Here is a 16,584-nt window from a genome sequence, read left to right on the forward strand (position 1 = left end):
AGCGCGTTGTACACGCCTTCACATGCCGCGCATCACGCACGCGCCGGTGCCACCCGCTTCACCACAAGAAAGGTCGCCACGCCCGCCACGAGCGACACCGCTGCCACGGCCAGTGATGCATTGAAGCCGCCCGTGGCCGCAAACAGCCGGTTCGCAAGCGGCGGCCCGACGATCTGGCCGATGCCATACGCGGCCGTCATGAGCCCCATCAGACGCGGCACGGCATGCGGCCAGAGCCGGCGCGCCTCGCGCATGGCGAACAGCGTGATCGCCGTGAACGGCAGGCCGAGCAGCGTGCTGGAAAGCGCCAGCCCCGCCACCGTTGGCCACACGATGCTGGTAGTCACAGCAACCGCCTGCATGGCGTAGGCCGTGGCCAGCAGCGAGCGGTTGTCGCGCGCCAGGCTGATCCGTGTGGAAAGGAACGCCCCGAGCGCCACTCCCGCACCGAACATCGGCCAGAACAGATCGGGCCAGACCGAACCCGCCGGCAGCACCTTGCGCGCGATCACGGGCAGGAACGTGGCGGTGATGATGTAGCCAAAGCCGGCCAGGCCGTAGGCGAGCGTCAGCGCGCTGGTGGGCGCATCCAGGCCGGGTGCCGTCCCGGATACAGCCGGCGCCGGAGCAGCATGCGCATGCGCTTCCGGCCGGATGGTCGACCACACCGCCGCCGAGAGCAGCGCCGACAGCACGCCAAACGCAATCCATGCCGACGTTGCGTGCCAACCCAGCGCCACCATCCCGCTGGCCGCCAAGCCCGGTATGGCGATGCCAAGACCCGGCCCGCAGAAAATGATGCCGCCGAGCGCCGCATGGCCCAGCTCGGTCAGCCGATGGAGGCACCAGCCCGCCGTAAAGACAAACACCAGCGCGCTGGCCATGCCGGCTGCAAAGCGCAGGAGAAGCCACGCCGGCTGTCCTTGCAGGACGCCCATTCCGGCGGTCAGCAGCACTGTCGCAACCAGGCCGATGCGGATGAGCCGTGCCGCGTCGCCGCGCACCGCCATGCAGGCCAGCGCGCCAACGAAGTAGCCCAGGTAGTTGCCGGTTGCCAGCCAGCTACCCTGCGCCAGCGTCAGGCTGCCGTCGTGAAGCATCATCGGCAGGATCGGCGTGAAGGCGAAGCGGCCGATGCCCATCGCCACGGACAGCGCCACCATGCCCGCAATCGCCACGCGCCATGCGGTGGCCCGCTGGGAACGCGCGGCGGACAAGGTAGAGGTAGACGACAGCGTGTGCTCCATGGAAAGGCCCGGATGAGGAAATCGGCACTTCATCGTACGCAAGGCCGTCCATCCTGAAAAATGAATTATATTGAACGAACCCATTAGCATTTGAGATACATCATGGATCTGCCCTCGCTTGAGATCTTTCGGACGGTGGTGCGGGAAGGCGGCGTCACGCGGGCGGCCCAGCAGTTGAATCGCGTGCAGTCGAATGTGACGACACGCATCCGCCAGCTCGAGACCTCGCTGGGCGTGCAACTGTTCGTGCGCGAGAGCAAGCGCATGGTGCTCACGCCCGCCGGTCAGACCTTGCTGACCTACGCCGACGACATCCTCCGCCTGGCCGCAGAAGCACGCCAGGCCGTGCAGCCGCGCGAGCCGCACGGGCGCCTGCGCATCGCCTCGATGGAAAGCACGGCGGCAAGCCGGCTTCCGGCCCTGCTGGCCACGCTGCATCAGCGCTGGCCGCGCGTGCAACTCGAACTGGTAACGATGACCACGCGCCAGTCCCTCCAGGCGCTGTCCAACTTTGAAGTCGACTGCGCGTTCGTTGCCGAGACGGCGTGCCTGAACAACACGCGTGCCGCCATGACGACGCTGCCGGCCTTTGCGGAAGAGCTGGTGCTGATTGCCCACCGCGCTCATCCGCCAATCCGCCGCGCTGTGGACGTGCAGACCGCCGGCATGCTCGCGTTCGAACCCGGCTGCGCCTATCGGCAATTGATCGAAGACTGGTTCGCCGCCGATGGCGTGGTGCCGTCCCGGGTGCTGGAGCTTGGCTCGTATCACGCCATCATCGCGTGCGCGGCGGCCGGCATTGGCGTGGCGCTGGTGCCCCGCTCGGTGCTTGAGCTGTATACGAATGCCCCGGAAATCAGCATCCACGCGCTGGGTAAGCCTGGCCGTGTCGACACGCTGCTCGCCTGGCACCGCGACATGGCAGGGCCCGCCCTACAGGCGCTGGTTCAGTTGCTGAGCGAGCCAAAACCAGCGCCAAGCGCACCCACGCGCGAGGCCATTGCCGCCTAAACTGAAAGCGGATATCGGGACCGTGCCGCAGGTCTGATCAGGCAAAAACCGCGGCAATCACGGACGGAGGCGCGAATGCGGCCGTCGTTGCGGATGCGGCGTTGGATAGGATGGTTGGCAGCGGTCATCGCCGCGGTCTGGACCAGCCTTGCCGTGGCAGCCGCGCCGGTCGTGGTGTTGCCGGTCACCGGTGCCATCGGGCCAGCCAGCGCAGCCTATGTGATCCGCGGCCTGCAACAGGCGCGCGATCAAGGTGCGCAGCTTGTTGTGCTGCAAATGGATACGCCCGGCGGCCTCGATGCGTCGATGCGCCAGATCATTCAGGCCATCCTTGCGTCGCCCGTGCCGGTGGCAGGCTACGTGGCCCCCGGCGGCGCGCGGGCAGCGAGCGCGGGCACCTACATCCTCTATGCATGCCACGTTGCGGCGATGGCGCCCGCCACGAACCTGGGTGCAGCGTCACCCGTGGCAATCGGCATGGGCGGCCACGCTCCCAGCCCCGGCGACAGTGCCAAACCGGCCAGCGCGCCAATCGCCCCTTCCAGCAACGAAGACACCCTCGCCCGCAAGCAGATGCACGACGCGGCGGCGTACATCCGCGGGCTGGCACAACTGCGTGGTCGCAATGCGGAATGGGCCGAGCGCGCCGTGCGTGAAGCCGTGAGCCTCGACGCGCCCGAAGCCGCGAGCCAGCACGTGATCGATCTTGTTGCGGCAAGCCTTCCTGATCTGCTCAAGCAAGTCGACGGCCGCGCCGTGCGCACGTCCGCCGGCGTGGTCACGCTGCATACGGCAGAGGCCACGATCGTCACGCTGGAGCCGGACTGGCGCAACCACTTCCTCGGCGTCATTACCGATCCAAGCCTGGCGCTGTTGCTGCTGACGGTGGGCGTGTACGCACTCATCTTCGAGTTCTCGACGCCGGGCATGGTTGTGCCGGGCATCCTCGGCGCAGTGTGCATCGTGGTGGCGCTCTACGGGTTGCAGATGCTGCCGATCAACTACGCGGGGCTTGCCCTCATCGCACTCGGCCTAGGTTGCATGGTTGCTGAAGCATTCCTGCCGACGTTCGGCGCGCTCGGCGTGGGCGGCATCGTTGCGTTCGTGCTGGGCGCGGTGATGCTGATCGACACGCAAACGCCGGGCTTTGGCGTACCGCTGCCCTTGATCGTATCGATGGCGTTCGTGAGCCTGGCGGTGATCCTGCTGCTCTCGAGCATGGCTCTGCGGGCACGGCGGCGCCCGAACGTGGCCGGTGGCGACATCCTCATCGGCATGACCGGCGAATTGCTGGAGCTGGACCCGACCGACCCAAACGACCCGGCCGCCGGCTGGGCACAAGTGCATGGCGAGCGCTGGCGCGTGCACTGCGACGGGCCCCTCGCACGCGGCGACCGTGTGCGCGTGACGGCGCGGCACGGCCTGACGCTGAACGTCGTCCCGGCGTCATTCTGAGGAGAAGAACATGGTCTACGGATTTTTCAGTGCAGGCGGCCTGATCTTCCTGGCCGTGCTGCTGGTCATCTCGTCGTTTCGGGTGCTGCGCGAATACGAGCGCGGCGTGGTGTTCCTGCTCGGCCGCTTCTGGCGCGTGAAGGGGCCAGGGCTGGTGCTCATCGTGCCGGCCATCCAGCAGATGGTGCGCGTGGACTTGCGCACGGTGGTGATGGACGTGCCGCCCCAGGATGTGATCTCGCACGACAACGTATCGGTCAAGGTCAATGCGGTGGTGTATTTCCGGGTCGTCGATCCGGAGCGCGCCATCATTCAGGTGGCCAACTATCTTGAAGCGACAAGCCAGCTCGCGCAGACCACGCTGCGCGCCATCCTCGGCAAACACGAGCTGGATGAGATGCTGGCCGAGCGCGAAAAGCTCAACCTCGACATCCAGAAGGTGCTCGACATCCAGACCGACCCGTGGGGCATCAAGATCGCGAACGTGGAGATCAAGCACGTCGACCTGAACGAATCGATGATCCGCGCCATCGCCCGCCAGGCCGAGGCCGAACGCGAACGCCGCGCCAAGGTCATCCACGCGGAAGGCGAGCTGCAGGCATCGGAAAAGCTGCTGGAAGCCGCGCGCATGCTGGCCCAGCAACCCGAGGCAATCCAGTTGCGATACCTGCAGACGCTCACGCAGATCGCCGGTGACAGAAGTTCGACGATTGTCTTTCCGCTGCCGATGGATGTGCTGGGCGCAGTGAAGAAAGCCGCCGGCGGCTGACACGCATCACAGATCGATCTTCATGCCGAGCTTGAAGAGCCGTGGCGCGCCCATCGACAGACGGTTGTTGCCGGCGCCCGCCCAGTAGCGCTTGTCGGTCAGGTTGTCGACATTGAACTGCAGCGTTGCCCGCTTGGCCGAGACGCGCGTCACGTAACGCACGCCTGCACTGAAGAGCGTCGTGCCGCCCAGCTCTGCCTGGTTGGCATCATTCACAGGGCGCGGGCCAAGGTAATAGGCGCCTGCATTGAACGAGACCGAACGCAGCATCGGCAGCGTGTATTCCGCAAAGACGCTGGCGGTGCTGCGCGGCGTGTTCTCCGGCGTTTTTCCGTCGAGGCCGTTACCGACACCGCGGAACTTCGCGTCCGTCCAGCCTGCGGAGGCCAGCAGCGACAGGTCCTTGGTGACGCGGCCTTGGGCGGTCAGCTCGATACCGCGAATGCGCTCGCGCCCATCCTGCACGAAGACGTTCGCGTCGTTGGTGTAGCTCGCGGCGCGGTCGATGTCGTACACGGCAGCGGCGAGCTGTGTGCCGGCCGGCGTCTCGTAGCGCACGCCCACCTCCTTCTGTTCCGACAGCGCAGGCGGCATGGCCACATTGGCGTTGGCGGCCGTGTTGGGCGCGCGCGCACCGGCTTCCAGGCCCTGCGCGTACGACGCGTATGCCGACAGCGCCGGCGTGAACTTGTAGATGACCGCGCCCAGCGGCGTGGCCTTGCTGGCCTCGTATCGGTTGGGCGCCTGCTCGCTGGTGTAGCGCGTGTAGCGCAGGCCCGCGATCACCTGCCAGTGCTGCGACAGCGTCATGCGATCCAGCGCGTAGACACCCGTATCCACGGCGCGCTGCTCTGCGGTGACGCCCGTGCCGGTGGTGGGAAGCCAGCCGAGATCGACCGGGTTGTACAGATTCTGCGCGCCGGAGAAGCGGTCCGAGTACACGGCCGCCTGGCGCATGTCGGATCGCGCAATGCCGAAGGTCAGGTCATGCGTGATCCAACCCGTTTTCTCGGTACCGGAGATGTCGGCACGCACGTGGCTGGTGTTCCAGCGGCCGCTCTGGCGCTGGCCAGAGACTGTGCCGGCGCCCGTCACCGCGTTGGTCAGGCGAAATTCCGAGAACGCCCGCGTGCGCGCCGTCTCCGACATGCCGCCTTCCACCGTCAGCAGCCACGTATCGGCGAGCGCGTAATCGGCACGCAGCAACGCATTGGTGTTGTTGCCGTCAAAGTCGGCCCACCCCGGCGCAATGCGTTTGGCCGGGTCGGGCATGGCCGGCAAGGTGATGACGCCGTTCTTGGCGGCGGGCAGCGTCACCACCGATTGTTCGGTGATGACCTTGCGCGAGTATTCCACGTCGGCCTTCAGGCTCAGGCGGCTGTTGACCTTCCAGTCGAAAGCCACGGCGGCAAGCTGGCGCGTACCGTCAATGCCGCTTGTTGGCGACTGCAGCGAGCCGCCCGCCGCATTGAAGCGCAGGCCGTACTGATTGTCTTCACCAAAGCGGCGCCCCACGTCGAGCGTGCCGACCACGGTGCCGTTGCTGTCGAACTGCATGCCCAACGTGGTGACCGGCGTATTGCCCGCACGCTTCGTGACGAGGTTCACCACGCCGCCCGGAGTCGTGTAGCCGTAATACAGCGCCGACACGCCCTTGAGCACCTCCACGCGCTCCTTGTCCTCAAGCGGGATGGCCGTGAGCGCCGGAATCGGCATCGAGCCGTTGAAGCGGAAATTGGTGCGGTTCTCCAGCGTCACGCCGCGAATGGCGAGGTTGTCGAACGTCTCGCCCGAAAGCTGCTGGCGCGTCACACCGGCCGTGTTGCGCAGGGCGTCGTACAGCGACGTGTCCTGCTGCGCGTCGAGCGCCTCGCGCGTGACCACGTTCACGGTGGCAGGGATGTCGCGCAACGCCATGCCCCGAAACGCGCCGACCTGCGCCGTGCTGGCCGCAAAGCCGCGCTGACTGCCCGCAGTGACGGTCGTCTCATTCAGGTCGACCGTGGCGGCACCTGTGGCCGGCGGGCTCTCTTCGGCATGCGCCCATGTGGACACGGCAAGAGGAATGGCGGCGAGCGCGCAGGAGAATGCGCGGGCCGCGAGATGACGGTTCATCGCAGGCAACAGGGTCGATCAGGATTAGCGAAACCGGACGCGCGGACATGCGCTGAGAGAAGAGAAAACGCGCCGCAAAACATCACGCGGCGCGTCGATCCGTTGGCTGGCAGGTGGCAACCCGCTGGCTCGCCCGGCAAGAGCGATGGTCAGCGGTCAGGCAAGTTGCCCGTCGCCACCCATCAAATGAGAATGATTCGCATTATATAGATTGAAATGTGATGTCAGCAACTGTTAATTCGCCGGTACCCCCTGCTTCCACTGCGGCCAGTGCTGCACGATGTCGTCCAGCAACGGCTTGGCCGCATTGACGAGATTGTGCGTGGCCGGCACGAAACCGCCCTGCTGCGCGTAGTTGATGAGCCCGTCGGAGGCGCTCTGGCCATCGTAGGGGCGATCGAAGTCGGACCCGGCACGCAGCAATGCCACGCGGCTGAAATCGACCTTGCCGGCACGGGCGCCGCGCGTGAGCACTTCCAGTGTGGCGTTGTCCTCCTGCGCGGTCGTGCAGTACGTGCCCTTGTTGTCGGTCATCGTCTTCACCCAGTCACGCGCCCGCTGGCCCAGGTTGCGGCCGGCCCACCACGTATCTGCGGAAGCCACGTCGCACTGGATGACAGCGGGTGGCTGGTTGGCCGGCGCATAGGGGTAGTTCTTGCGGAAGGCGATGGCCTCGGTGCTGTCTTCCAGCGTCGCCGATTTCGACAGCGTGTAGGCCCGCTGCAGCAGCGTCTCGTTGAGCTGGAACACTTCGGTGCGGTAGTCCATCGGCGGCTTCTCGCCTGGGCCCTTGGTGCCGATGCCGAAGTAGCCGTATGGCCAGCCTGCCGGCATCTCGCGCGCATCGATCTCGTGCGAAAGACCGTAATCGACTGCATACCGCGCCCACGCCGCCGAGCCCACCGTCCCCTGCGCCGGATCGATGCCCGCAATGCCGGCAATCACAAAGTAGGTGTGCGAGAGGTCCAGCTTGCTGCGATAGAGCAACGCGGAAATCGTCGATGCGGCATTCGCATAGCCCATGCCCGTGGTGACCTGGCAGATGCCGTCGTAGTTGCACAGCATGTTGGGCGCGTCGGACGACAAGCCGGAGATGTAGACCTTCTCCTTCAGGTCGTAGCGGTCGATGAACGGCTGTGCCTCGCCCTGGAACATGTTGATGACGATGACCTTGACGCCATCGAACGCACAGCTGTTCAAGGTCAGCGCTGCGGCACCAACCGCACAGAGCTTGGCGATGGATCGCATGGGGGTCTTGAGTCGGGAATCGATCATGGCGAGGGCACTCCGTGTTTCCACACGCTCCAGCGCGTGACGATCTCATTGACCAGCGGACCGCCCGCCAGATACAGGTTGTTGAGCGACGGCACGAACCCGCCCGAGTTGCTGTTGACCAGCGAGTCATACGGCGTCTGCCCCGGATACGGCCGGTCGAAGTTCGATGCAGTGCGCAGCACGGCCACACGCTGCAGGTCGAGCAGGCCTGCCTTGGAGCCACGCGTGAGCGCCTCGAACGTGGCGTTGTCTTCCTGCTGCGTGGTGCAGTACGTGCCCTGCCCGTCCGTCAGCAGCTTGACCCATGCCGCTTCGCGCTCGCCCAGCTTGGCGCCGTGCCAGTACGTGTTGCCCGCAGCGGTGTCGCATTGCACGACGGATGGCGGCTGGTTGGCCGGTGCGCTCGGGTAGTTGGCGCGATAGGCGCGTGCAGTTGCGTTGTCGTCCAACACCTCGCCCTTGGAAAGCGCCAGTGCCTTCTGTAGCAGCGCCTCGTTCACGCGGAAGACTTCGGTCTTGTAATCCAGCGGCGGCTTCTGCCCCGGGCCCTGTGTGTTGATGCCGATGAAGCCGTTGGGCCAGTTGGCGGGCACCTCGCGCGCATCGATCTCCCACGCGATGTCGCTGTCGACCAGGAAGCGCGCCCACGCAGCGCTGCCAAGCGTGCCCTGCGACGGGTCGATCCCGGCAATGCCCGCCACAAGGAAGTACGTGCGCTGCAGATCAAACTTGCCGCTGTAGATCAGCGCCGACACCGACGACGCGGCATTCGCCTTGCCCATGCCCGTGGTGAGCTGGCAGACGTCGCTGGCGTTGCAATGCACGTTCGGGTAATCGATGGACAGGCCCGGTACCGGCACGTCTTGCGTAAGGCCAAGCCTGTCGATCCAGGGCTGCGCCTCGGGCGCGAACATGCTGATGATCAGCACCTTGACCTTGCGCGCGTGCGACTCCGGCGCAAGTTGCGCAACCGGTTGTGTCGATGCACCGACGCCGGCCGCCAGCAAAGCGCCAACCGCGACGGCACGCGCCAATCGTTTGCCTTTGCGCCCGAGCAGCCGGTGCGGCGGCTGCGGTGGCGGGGCGTCGACCTTGTCAGATAGGACGCTCATGGTTCTCCTCGGATTTGGGGATAGGGATGGGATCAACCCGTGCTGTGGGGAACAGCACGCGCCACCGATGCAAATTGCCTGCCAAGCGACACACAATCCCTACACAATCGGCAACGTTTTCCCGGTATAGGCCATGGCGGGGCCTGTCTCCAGCCGGGCCGCGTTCCCGAGCTTGTTCTCACGGCGCAGACAAGCCCCAACGCGGGGCGCGCCGTGCCCTGAAAGCCGCGCGGCCTGCCCCACGGCAATCCGTTGCTCAGGTTTGTGAGGCGCCGCTCAGGGTCTCCGTAAGTTGTGCGTGATGTACTGCACACCGCCCCACCCGGACCGGATCGGGGCGTTCTGTCTGTCATCCAAGCCGATCGGCCCGCCACCTTCCGGGCCGCATCCAGCAAACCGGAAACCTCGCACCATGCAGGAACCCACACGCCCTGGACGGCGGAGCGCACACACGCCCGCCGCGACCACGCACGTGCGTGACTTCACAGCAAATCCTGCCCTGCTCGCCTCAGGTGGGGTGATCGCACCCGCGGCCCCATCAGTGCGCGCGTGGCCATGGCAAGCGTTGCGCAAATGGCTTCTCGTCGCGTTGATCGCCTGCGCCTACCTGCTGCCCGGCACCCTCGGCCACGACCCATGGAAGCAGGACGAAACCTATACGTTCGGCATCGTCCAGCACATGGTGGAAACCGGCGACGCGATCGTGCCGGTCAGCGCCGGCCAACCCTTTGTCGAGAAACCACCGCTCTATGCGTGGACGGCCAGCGCGCTGGTCTGGCTGCTGGCGGACGTGCTGCCCGCGCATGACGCCGCGCGGCTCGCGAGTGCGCTGTTTGCCGGACTGGCCCTTGCGTTCACCGCGCGGCTCGCGCGGGCGACGACAGGTGCATCTTCATGGACAGACGCGCGCGTGCTGGGCACAGTGGCGCTGTGCGCAGGCTCTCTGATCGTCGTCAAGCACGCGCACGAGATGATCACCGACGTGGCGTTGCTGGCTGGCACTGCCATCGGCTTCTGCGGGTTGTTCGAATGCGCGCTGCCGGCAACGCGTTCACGCGGCTCCGCATGGCTGCTTGGCATCGGTATGGGAATGGCGTTGCTGGCCAAGGGCGTATTCATCCCGCTGGTGTTCTGCATCACCATCGCCAGCGCGTGCGTGCTGCTTCCCGCGTGCCGCAGTCGCGCGTTCGCAAAACAACTCGGCACCGCGGCACTCGTCTTCCTTCCATTCGCCACGATCTGGCCGACGCTCCTCTACCTACGCGCGCCGGACCTCTTCCGTGTCTGGTTCTGGGACAACAACATCGGCCGCTTCCTGGGCTTTTCCGTACCCGTGCTGGGCGCGGAGAACGACGATCCGTTCTACGTCTGGCATTCATTGCTGACCATCGGGTTTCCAGCCGGCCCACTCGCGCTCGTCGCACTGGTTGGCGGCGCGTGGCGTGATTGGCGTACACCGCGTGTGGCGCTGCCATTGGCGTTCGCGGCCGTGGGGCTGCTTGCACTCCAGGTCTCGGCGACAGCCCGCCCGCTGTATCTGCTGCCGTTCATCGTACCGCTGGCGATGCTGGGCCAGCAGGCGATCGCACGGCTGCCGACGCGCCCGCACGCCGTGTGGGACTACTTCAGCCGCGCGCTGTTCGGCAGCATCGTGCTGCTTGCGTGGCTGCTATGGGCCGTCATGACGGAAAGCGCATCGCGTGCAGGCCTGCTCTGGCTCGACCGCTGGTTACCGGTCGACTGGATCTTGCCGATTCACCCCACGCTGGTGGCCGCAGCACTCGCCCTGACAGGGGGATGGATCTGGCTGTTGCCACGGCTGAAGCAAGCCGGCGCATGGCGCGGTGCGCTGTCGTGGGCAGCCGGCGCCCTGGTCGGCTGGGGGTTGATCGGTACCCTCCTGCTGCCCTGGTTGGACGAGGCCAAGAGCTATCGCTCCGTGTTCGACAGTCTCAGTGCCAAGCTGGCGTCTGCATGGCGCGCCGATGATTGCATGGCGAGCCTGCATCTGGGCGAATCGGAAGCGCCCATGCTGCGCTACTTCACCGGCATCCTCCACCAGCCCGTTGCGCAATCCACCGCACACAATTGCCGATGGCTGATCGTCCAGGACAGCCATTCGCACGCGCGAACGCCCGGAGATGAGTGGACCCTGTTCTGGTCGGGCGCGCGCCATGGCGATCGAAATGAGCGGCTGCGCGTTTTCCGGCTGGAAACTGCGCCGCCTCGCTGATCGCCCCAAAACAAAACGGCGCGCTCCCCGTTGCCGGGAACGCGCGCCGTTCAGCGCATCCGATGCGAAGGCGTTACATCAGACCTTCTGCTGCACCCACGCTGCCACACCGGCCAGCGCCTGCGGCAGGTTGTCCGGCTCCGTGCCGCCGGCCTGCGCCATGTCCGGACGGCCGCCGCCCTTGCCGCCGACCTGCTGGGCGACAAAGTTGACCAGCTCGCCGGCCTTGACCTTGCCCGTGGCGTCAGCCGTCACGCCGGCGATCAGCGCGACCTTGCCGTCAGTCACGCTGCCCAGCACGATGGCCGCGGTCTGCAGCTTGTCCTTGAGCTTGTCCATGGTCTCGCGCAGCGTCTTGGCATCGGCGCCATCCAGCTTTGCGGCCAGCACCTTGATGCCGGCAACGTCCACCGCCTGGCTCACCAGTTCGTCGCCCTGGCTTGCGGCCAGCTTCGACTTCAGGCGCTCCAGCTCCTTCTCCAGCGTCTTGACCTGATCCTGCACCTGGCCGATACGCTGCGTCAGTTCCGACGGCTGCGCACGCAGTGCGGCGGCCGCTTCGTTGATGCGCGTATCGAGCGTCTGCAGGTAATGCAGCACGTTGTCGCCGGTGATCGCTTCCACGCGGCGGATGCCGGCTGCCACGCCCGATTCGCTCACGATCTTGAACAGGCCGATGTCGCCCGTGCGCGCCACGTGCGTGCCGCCACACAGTTCCCTCGACGAACCAATCGACAGCACGCGCACTTCATCGCCGTACTTCTCGCCGAACAGGGCCATCGCGCCATTCTTGACCGCATCGTCAAAGCCCATGAGCTGGGCGCTCGTCGCAGCGTTGGCGAAGATTTCTGCGTTCACGCGGGCTTCCACTTCGCGAATCTGCAGCGGCGTCATCGGCGCGTTGTGCGAGAAGTCGAAGCGTGTCTTTTCCGCATCGACCAGCGAGCCCTTCTGCTGCACGTGGCTGCCCAGCACTTCACGCAGGGCTTTGTGCATCAGGTGGGTGGCCGAGTGGTTGCGCATGGTGCGCGCACGGCGCACGGCGTCCACTTCCGCCGCAACGGCATCGCCAACTTTCAGCACGCCGGTGCGCAGCTCGCCGTGGTGGCCGAACACTTCCGGCTGCACCTTGAGCGTGTCGGCCACGTCAAACCAGACGGTCGCGGCCTTGAGCGTGCCCTGGTCGCCAACCTGGCCGCCCGATTCCGCATAGAACGGGGTGTGGTCCAGCACCACCACGCCGGTCTGGCCCGGGTGCATTTCCTGCACCGACGCACCGTCCACAAACAGCGCCGTCACACGCGCGGTTTCGCGCACGAGCTGGTCGTAGCCGTGGAAGGTGGTCTTGTCGCCGGTGTAGTCGAGCGTGCCGGCGACCATCTTGAACTTGCCGGCCGCGCGTGCCTGCTCGCGCTGGCGGTTCATGGCGGCGTCAAAGGCGGCTTCGTCGACGATCACGTCGTTCTCGCGGCAGACGTCTTGCGTCAGGTCCAGCGGGAAACCGAAGGTGTCGTGCAGCTTGAAGGCGAGTTCGCCGTCGAGCATCCGCTCTTTCCCATCCTGGCCCGACGTCTTCAGCTCACCCAGCGCAGCGTCGAGGATCGACATGCCGTGCTCGATGGTCTCGAAGAAGCGGGCTTCTTCCGTGCGTAGCACCTCGACCACGCGGTCGCGCGCCTCGCGCAGTTCCGGATAGGCTTCGCCCATCTGCGCCACAAGATCGTCCACGAGCTTGTGGAAGAACGCAGCGCGGCAGCCCAGCTTGTAGCCGTGGCGGATGGCGCGGCGGATGATCCGGCGCAGCACGTAACCGCGGCCTTCATTGCCCGGGATCACGCCGTCGACGATCAGGAACGAGCACGCGCGAATGTGGTCGGCAATCACGCGCAGCGAGTTGTTGGCCAGATCCTTGGTGTTGGTCTCGCGCGCAGCCGCTGCGATGAGCGCCTGGAACAGATCGATCTCGTAGTTGCTGTGCACGTGCTGCAGGATTGCAGCCAGACGCTCCATGCCCATGCCGGTGTCGACGCACGGTGCGGGCAGCGGGGTCAGCGTGTATTCGCCGGTCGCCGGATCGAGCTGGCGATCGAACTGCATGAACACGTTGTTCCAGATTTCGATGTAGCGGTCGCCGTCGGCTTCCGGGCTTCCCGGGGGGCCGCCCCATACGTCCGGGCCATGGTCGTAGAAGATTTCCGAGCACGGGCCGCACGGGCCGGTTTCGGCCATCTGCCAGAAGTTGTCGGAGGCGTACGGTGCGCCCTTGTTGTCGCCAATGCGCACGACGCGCTCCGGCGGCAGGCCGATCACCTTGGTCCAGATGTCGTAGGCCTCATCGTCGGTCTGGTAGACGGTGGCCCACAGCTTGTCGGCCGGCAGCTTGTATTCCTGGGTCAGCAACTCCCACGCCCACACGAGTGCATCGCGCTTGAAGTAGTCGCCGAACGACCAGTTGCCCAGCATTTCGAAGAACGTATGGTGACGCGCCGTATAGCCGACGTTTTCCAGGTCGTTGTGCTTGCCGCCGGCGCGCAGGCAGCGCTGCACGGAAGCCGCACGCACGTACGGGCGCTTGTCGGTACCAAGGAAGACGTCTTTGAACTGCACCATGCCGGAGTTGGTGAACAGCAGCGTCGGGTCGTTGCCCGGCACCAGCGGCGAGGAGCGCACCACGGTGTGGCCCTTGCCCTCAAAGAAGGTCAGGAATTTTTGGCGGATATCGGAGGCTTTCATGTCGCGGGGTGCCGGAGTCAGCATTGCGCCTCGGAGCATCCGCTCCTGAGCGCCTTGGATTAGTGCAAACCGTTGATTATACGGGGTTCGCACCCCGGTCGCGTCCATTCTGCGCCGCATTTTCCCCGGTTGGTCGCATGGGGCTGCGGCCCTGCCGGGGCGTGGTGTAGAGTGCACCCGTTCCAATCGTGTCGATTCGTCAATCCATGGGCGCTCTGAGCCATCTCCGTGTTCTCGACCTGACCCGCGTGCTTGCCGGCCCCTGGTGCGCGCAGAATCTTGCCGATTTCGGCGCCGACGTCATCAAGGTAGAACGCCCAGGCGCCGGCGACGACACGCGCACATGGGGCCCGCCGTGGCTCAAGGACGAAGCGGGCAACAACACCGCCGAAGCCGCTTATTACCTCGCGGCCAATCGAAACAAGCGCTCGATCACCGTCGATATCAGCACGCCCGAGGGCCAGGACATCGTCCGCAAGCTCGCGGCACATGCAGACGTGGTGCTCGAAAACTACAAGGTCGGCCAACTCAAGAAATACGGGCTCGACTACGCATCGCTCAAGGCGGTAAAGCCGGACCTCGTCTACTGCTCCATCACGGGCTTCGGCCAGACCGGCCCTTACGCCGCGCGCGCCGGCTACGACTTCATCGTGCAAGGCATGGGCGGCTTCATGAGCCTGACCGGCGAGCGCGACGACCTGCCCGGCGGCGGCCCGCAGAAGGCCGGCGTGGCCATTTCGGATTTGATGACCGGCATGTACGCCACCGTGGCCGTGCTGGCCGCCCTTGCCCATCGTGACCGCACCGGCGAGGGCCAGTACATCGACATGGCGTTGCTCGACGTGCAGGTCGCGATGCTGGCGAACATGAACACGAACTATCTGGCCAGCGGTCAGGCACCCAAGCGCTGGGGCAACGCGCACCCGAACATCGTGCCGTATCAGACGTTCCAGGCCGCCAATGGCTGGATCATCGTGGCAGTCGGCAATGACGGCCAGTTTCGCCGCTTTGTCGAAGCCGGCGGCATGCCCGAACTGGCCGACGACCCGCGCTTTGCCACCAACCCGCAGCGCGTAGCCAACCGCGACGTGCTGGTGCCGATCCTGGCCGAGATGGTCAAACGCTTCGGCAAAGGCGAATGGATCGACAAGCTCGAAGCCGCCGGCGTACCGTGCGGCCCGATCAACTCGCTCGACGAGGTGTTCGACAACGAGCAGGTGCAGGCGCGCGGACTGCGCGTCGACCTGCCTCACCCGAGCGCCGGTAACGTCAAGCTGGTCGGCAGCCCGGTCAAGATGAGTACCACGCCACCCAAGGCCGCTAGCCACCCGCCGCTGCTGGGCGAACACACCGAAACCGTGCTGCGCGACGTGCTCGACTTCTCACCCGAGCAGGTCGAAGCACTGCGCGCGCAAGGCGTCATCTAATCGCAACTTCTTCCACCCAAGACGAGGTCCTCATGTGGCTTGATGCGTTGCTGGCTTACCTGCATTACATCTCGATCTTCACGCTGATCGTCTTTCTCACCGCCGAGGCCGTGGTGCTGCGCCCGGACATGACGCCCGAGACGCGCAAGCGCCTGGCGCGTTATGACGCCGTGTTCGGCTTCGCCGCGCTCGCGGTGCTGATAACAGGGTTGCTGCGCGTGGTCTACGGCGCCAAAGGCTACGCGTTCTACGTTCACAACCCGGTATTCCACGTCAAGGTTGGCCTGTTCGTCCTGATCGGGCTGATGTCGATCATTCCGACCATCAACATCCTGCGCTGGAAGAAGCAAGGCAAGACCTTGCCCGACTTCGTGCCCACGCCCGCGGAAATTGCGAAAACGCGGCGTTGGGTCATGATCGAGTCGCACCTGATCATCTTCATTCCGCTGGCGGCTGTGTTGATGGCGCGTGGTATCGGCATGTAAATGCACAGGGCCGCGCAACCGCATTGCTCGGCCCCAAGTTTTCCCCCAGGCAACGCTAGGGACAAACCCTGAACCGTTTGCCTAGGCGCCGCGCGAGGCCATGAGAACGCCCGCCTTCCCCTCCGCAAGGTGCTTGAAAGCCGGTCTGCTTAGCGTGCAAACTTGGCCGGCTTACAAGGCATAAGTCGGCCTGCCATAACCGGCGCTGCACGCCACCCCCGAGGAGACCAGACTTGCAGAACGATCCACAAGGTCGTCCGGTGATCCGCAGTCACCAGGACTTTGCATCCGGCGTCATGTTCATCGTCGCCGGTGCGGCGTTTGCCATTCTGGCGCGCAGCTACCGCATGGGTACGGCCAGCAGCATGGGCCCGGGCTATTTCCCGTTCTGGCTGGGCGTTGTGCTCGTCCTGCTGGGCGTGGTGGTGGTCGTGCAATCCCTCTCGCGCAAGGGCGTGGTCGATCGCATTCCGCGCTGGGACGTCAAAACGCTGCTGTGGGTTCTCGGCTCCGTGGTGCTGTTCGGGCTGCTGCTGCAACCGCTTGGGCTGGTGCTCTCGATTGTGGTGCTCGTGCTGGTCTCCAGCATGGCTAGCCACGAGTTCACGCTCAAGGGCGCCGCCGGCACCGCCATCGTGATGGTGGTGATGAGCCTCGCGGCCTTCGTCTACGGGCTCAAGCTGCAGTTTCCGGTGTGGCCTGCCTTCATCGGCAATTGAGCG

12 protein-coding genes are annotated in these 16,584 nt (G+C 65.6%); 7 read left to right on the top strand and 5 right to left on the bottom strand.

Annotated features, from left to right (window positions below; all coding sequences use genetic code 11):
* Positions 1–32: 32 nt before the first annotated feature.
* Positions 33–1,247: a YbfB/YjiJ family MFS transporter gene (locus tag M1D44_RS10285; RefSeq protein WP_316853285.1), complete on the bottom strand. Its 1,215-nt coding sequence runs from the start codon at positions 1,245–1,247 to the stop codon at positions 33–35.
* 102 nt (positions 1,248–1,349) lie between these two features.
* On the opposite strand from M1D44_RS10285, the gene M1D44_RS10290 reads away from it, so the two are divergent.
* The 3 genes from M1D44_RS10290 to M1D44_RS10300 all read left to right on the top strand — a co-directional run bounded on the left by M1D44_RS10290 (position 1,350) and on the right by M1D44_RS10300 (position 4,482).
* A complete protein-coding gene (locus M1D44_RS10290) occupies positions 1,350–2,258 on the top strand; it encodes a LysR substrate-binding domain-containing protein (protein WP_316853284.1) in 909 nt (302 codons plus the stop codon).
* Positions 2,259–2,333: 75 nt separating this feature from the next.
* Positions 2,334–3,713, top strand: a complete 1,380-nt coding sequence (locus M1D44_RS10295) for an NfeD family protein (RefSeq protein ID WP_316853283.1) — start codon at positions 2,334–2,336, stop codon at positions 3,711–3,713.
* A gap of 10 nt (positions 3,714–3,723) precedes the next feature.
* Positions 3,724–4,482: a slipin family protein gene (locus M1D44_RS10300; RefSeq protein WP_112185469.1), complete on the top strand. Its 759-nt coding sequence runs from the start codon at positions 3,724–3,726 to the stop codon at positions 4,480–4,482.
* Positions 4,483–4,488: 6 nt separating this feature from the next.
* Here the strand turns inward: M1D44_RS10300 and M1D44_RS10305 are convergent, their stop codons facing one another.
* The 3 genes from M1D44_RS10305 to M1D44_RS10315 all read right to left on the bottom strand — a co-directional run bounded on the left by M1D44_RS10305 (position 4,489) and on the right by M1D44_RS10315 (position 8,984).
* On the bottom strand, positions 4,489–6,597 hold the full coding sequence (locus tag M1D44_RS10305; protein ID WP_316853282.1) for a TonB-dependent siderophore receptor: 2,109 nt from the start codon (positions 6,595–6,597) through the stop codon (positions 4,489–4,491).
* 234 nt (positions 6,598–6,831) lie between these two features.
* Entirely contained in the window at positions 6,832–7,872 is a 1,041-nt protein-coding gene (locus tag M1D44_RS10310; protein ID WP_439004476.1) for a purine-nucleoside phosphorylase, read from the bottom strand.
* Entirely contained in the window at positions 7,869–8,984 is a 1,116-nt protein-coding gene (locus tag M1D44_RS10315) for a purine-nucleoside phosphorylase (protein WP_316853280.1), read from the bottom strand. The genes M1D44_RS10310 and M1D44_RS10315 overlap by 4 nt, the downstream gene beginning before the upstream one ends.
* A gap of 412 nt (positions 8,985–9,396) precedes the next feature.
* Between M1D44_RS10315 and M1D44_RS10320 the strand changes: the two genes are divergently transcribed.
* Positions 9,397–11,217 carry an ArnT family glycosyltransferase gene (locus tag M1D44_RS10320; RefSeq protein ID WP_316853279.1) on the top strand — a complete coding sequence of 607 codons (1,821 nt, stop codon included), beginning with the start codon at positions 9,397–9,399 and terminating at the stop codon, positions 11,215–11,217.
* A gap of 78 nt (positions 11,218–11,295) precedes the next feature.
* Here M1D44_RS10320 and alaS read toward each other — a convergent pair whose 3' ends face one another.
* Positions 11,296–13,950: an alanine--tRNA ligase gene (gene alaS, locus M1D44_RS10325; RefSeq protein ID WP_024976301.1), complete on the bottom strand. Its 2,655-nt coding sequence runs from the start codon at positions 13,948–13,950 to the stop codon at positions 11,296–11,298.
* Between the two features lie 206 nt (positions 13,951–14,156).
* Here alaS and M1D44_RS10330 point away from each other — a divergent pair, with 206 nt between their 5' ends.
* The 3 genes from M1D44_RS10330 (at position 14,157) to M1D44_RS10340 (ending at position 16,581) form a co-directional block, all read left to right on the top strand.
* Positions 14,157–15,377, top strand: a complete 1,221-nt coding sequence (locus M1D44_RS10330) for a CaiB/BaiF CoA transferase family protein (protein ID WP_316853278.1) — start codon at positions 14,157–14,159, stop codon at positions 15,375–15,377.
* A 32-nt stretch (positions 15,378–15,409) separates the two neighbouring features.
* Positions 15,410–15,862 (top strand): DUF2214 family protein, encoded by a 453-nt coding sequence (locus M1D44_RS10335; protein WP_024976303.1) that lies wholly within the window; start codon positions 15,410–15,412, stop codon positions 15,860–15,862.
* A 296-nt stretch (positions 15,863–16,158) separates the two neighbouring features.
* Positions 16,159–16,581, top strand: a complete 423-nt coding sequence (locus tag M1D44_RS10340; RefSeq protein WP_235193185.1) for a tripartite tricarboxylate transporter TctB family protein — start codon at positions 16,159–16,161, stop codon at positions 16,579–16,581.
* The last annotated feature ends 3 nt before the right edge of the window (positions 16,582–16,584 follow it).

It is taken from the genome of Ralstonia sp. SA306 (assembly GCF_054792405.1).

What these genes read in the sequence shown, in the direction of transcription:
- M1D44_RS10285 (WP_316853285.1), bottom strand. Translation starts at nt 1,247, where the DNA reads ATGGAGCACACGCTGTCGTCTACCTCTACCTTGTCCGCCGCGCGTTCC.
- M1D44_RS10290 (WP_316853284.1), top strand. Translation starts at nt 1,350, where the DNA reads ATGGATCTGCCCTCGCTTGAGATCTTTCGGACGGTGGTGCGGGAAGGC.
- M1D44_RS10295 (WP_316853283.1), top strand. Translation starts at nt 2,334, where the DNA reads ATGCGGCCGTCGTTGCGGATGCGGCGTTGGATAGGATGGTTGGCAGCG.
- M1D44_RS10300 (WP_112185469.1), top strand. Translation starts at nt 3,724, where the DNA reads ATGGTCTACGGATTTTTCAGTGCAGGCGGCCTGATCTTCCTGGCCGTG.
- M1D44_RS10305 (WP_316853282.1), bottom strand. Translation starts at nt 6,597, where the DNA reads ATGAACCGTCATCTCGCGGCCCGCGCATTCTCCTGCGCGCTCGCCGCC.
- M1D44_RS10310 (WP_439004476.1), bottom strand. Translation starts at nt 7,872, where the DNA reads ATGATCGATTCCCGACTCAAGACCCCCATGCGATCCATCGCCAAGCTC.
- M1D44_RS10315 (WP_316853280.1), bottom strand. Translation starts at nt 8,984, where the DNA reads ATGAGCGTCCTATCTGACAAGGTCGACGCCCCGCCACCGCAGCCGCCG.
- M1D44_RS10320 (WP_316853279.1), top strand. Translation starts at nt 9,397, where the DNA reads ATGCAGGAACCCACACGCCCTGGACGGCGGAGCGCACACACGCCCGCC.
- alaS (WP_024976301.1), bottom strand. Translation starts at nt 13,950, where the DNA reads ATGAAAGCCTCCGATATCCGCCAAAAATTCCTGACCTTCTTTGAGGGC.
- M1D44_RS10330 (WP_316853278.1), top strand. Translation starts at nt 14,157, where the DNA reads ATGGGCGCTCTGAGCCATCTCCGTGTTCTCGACCTGACCCGCGTGCTT.
- M1D44_RS10335 (WP_024976303.1), top strand. Translation starts at nt 15,410, where the DNA reads ATGTGGCTTGATGCGTTGCTGGCTTACCTGCATTACATCTCGATCTTC.
- M1D44_RS10340 (WP_235193185.1), top strand. Translation starts at nt 16,159, where the DNA reads ATGTTCATCGTCGCCGGTGCGGCGTTTGCCATTCTGGCGCGCAGCTAC.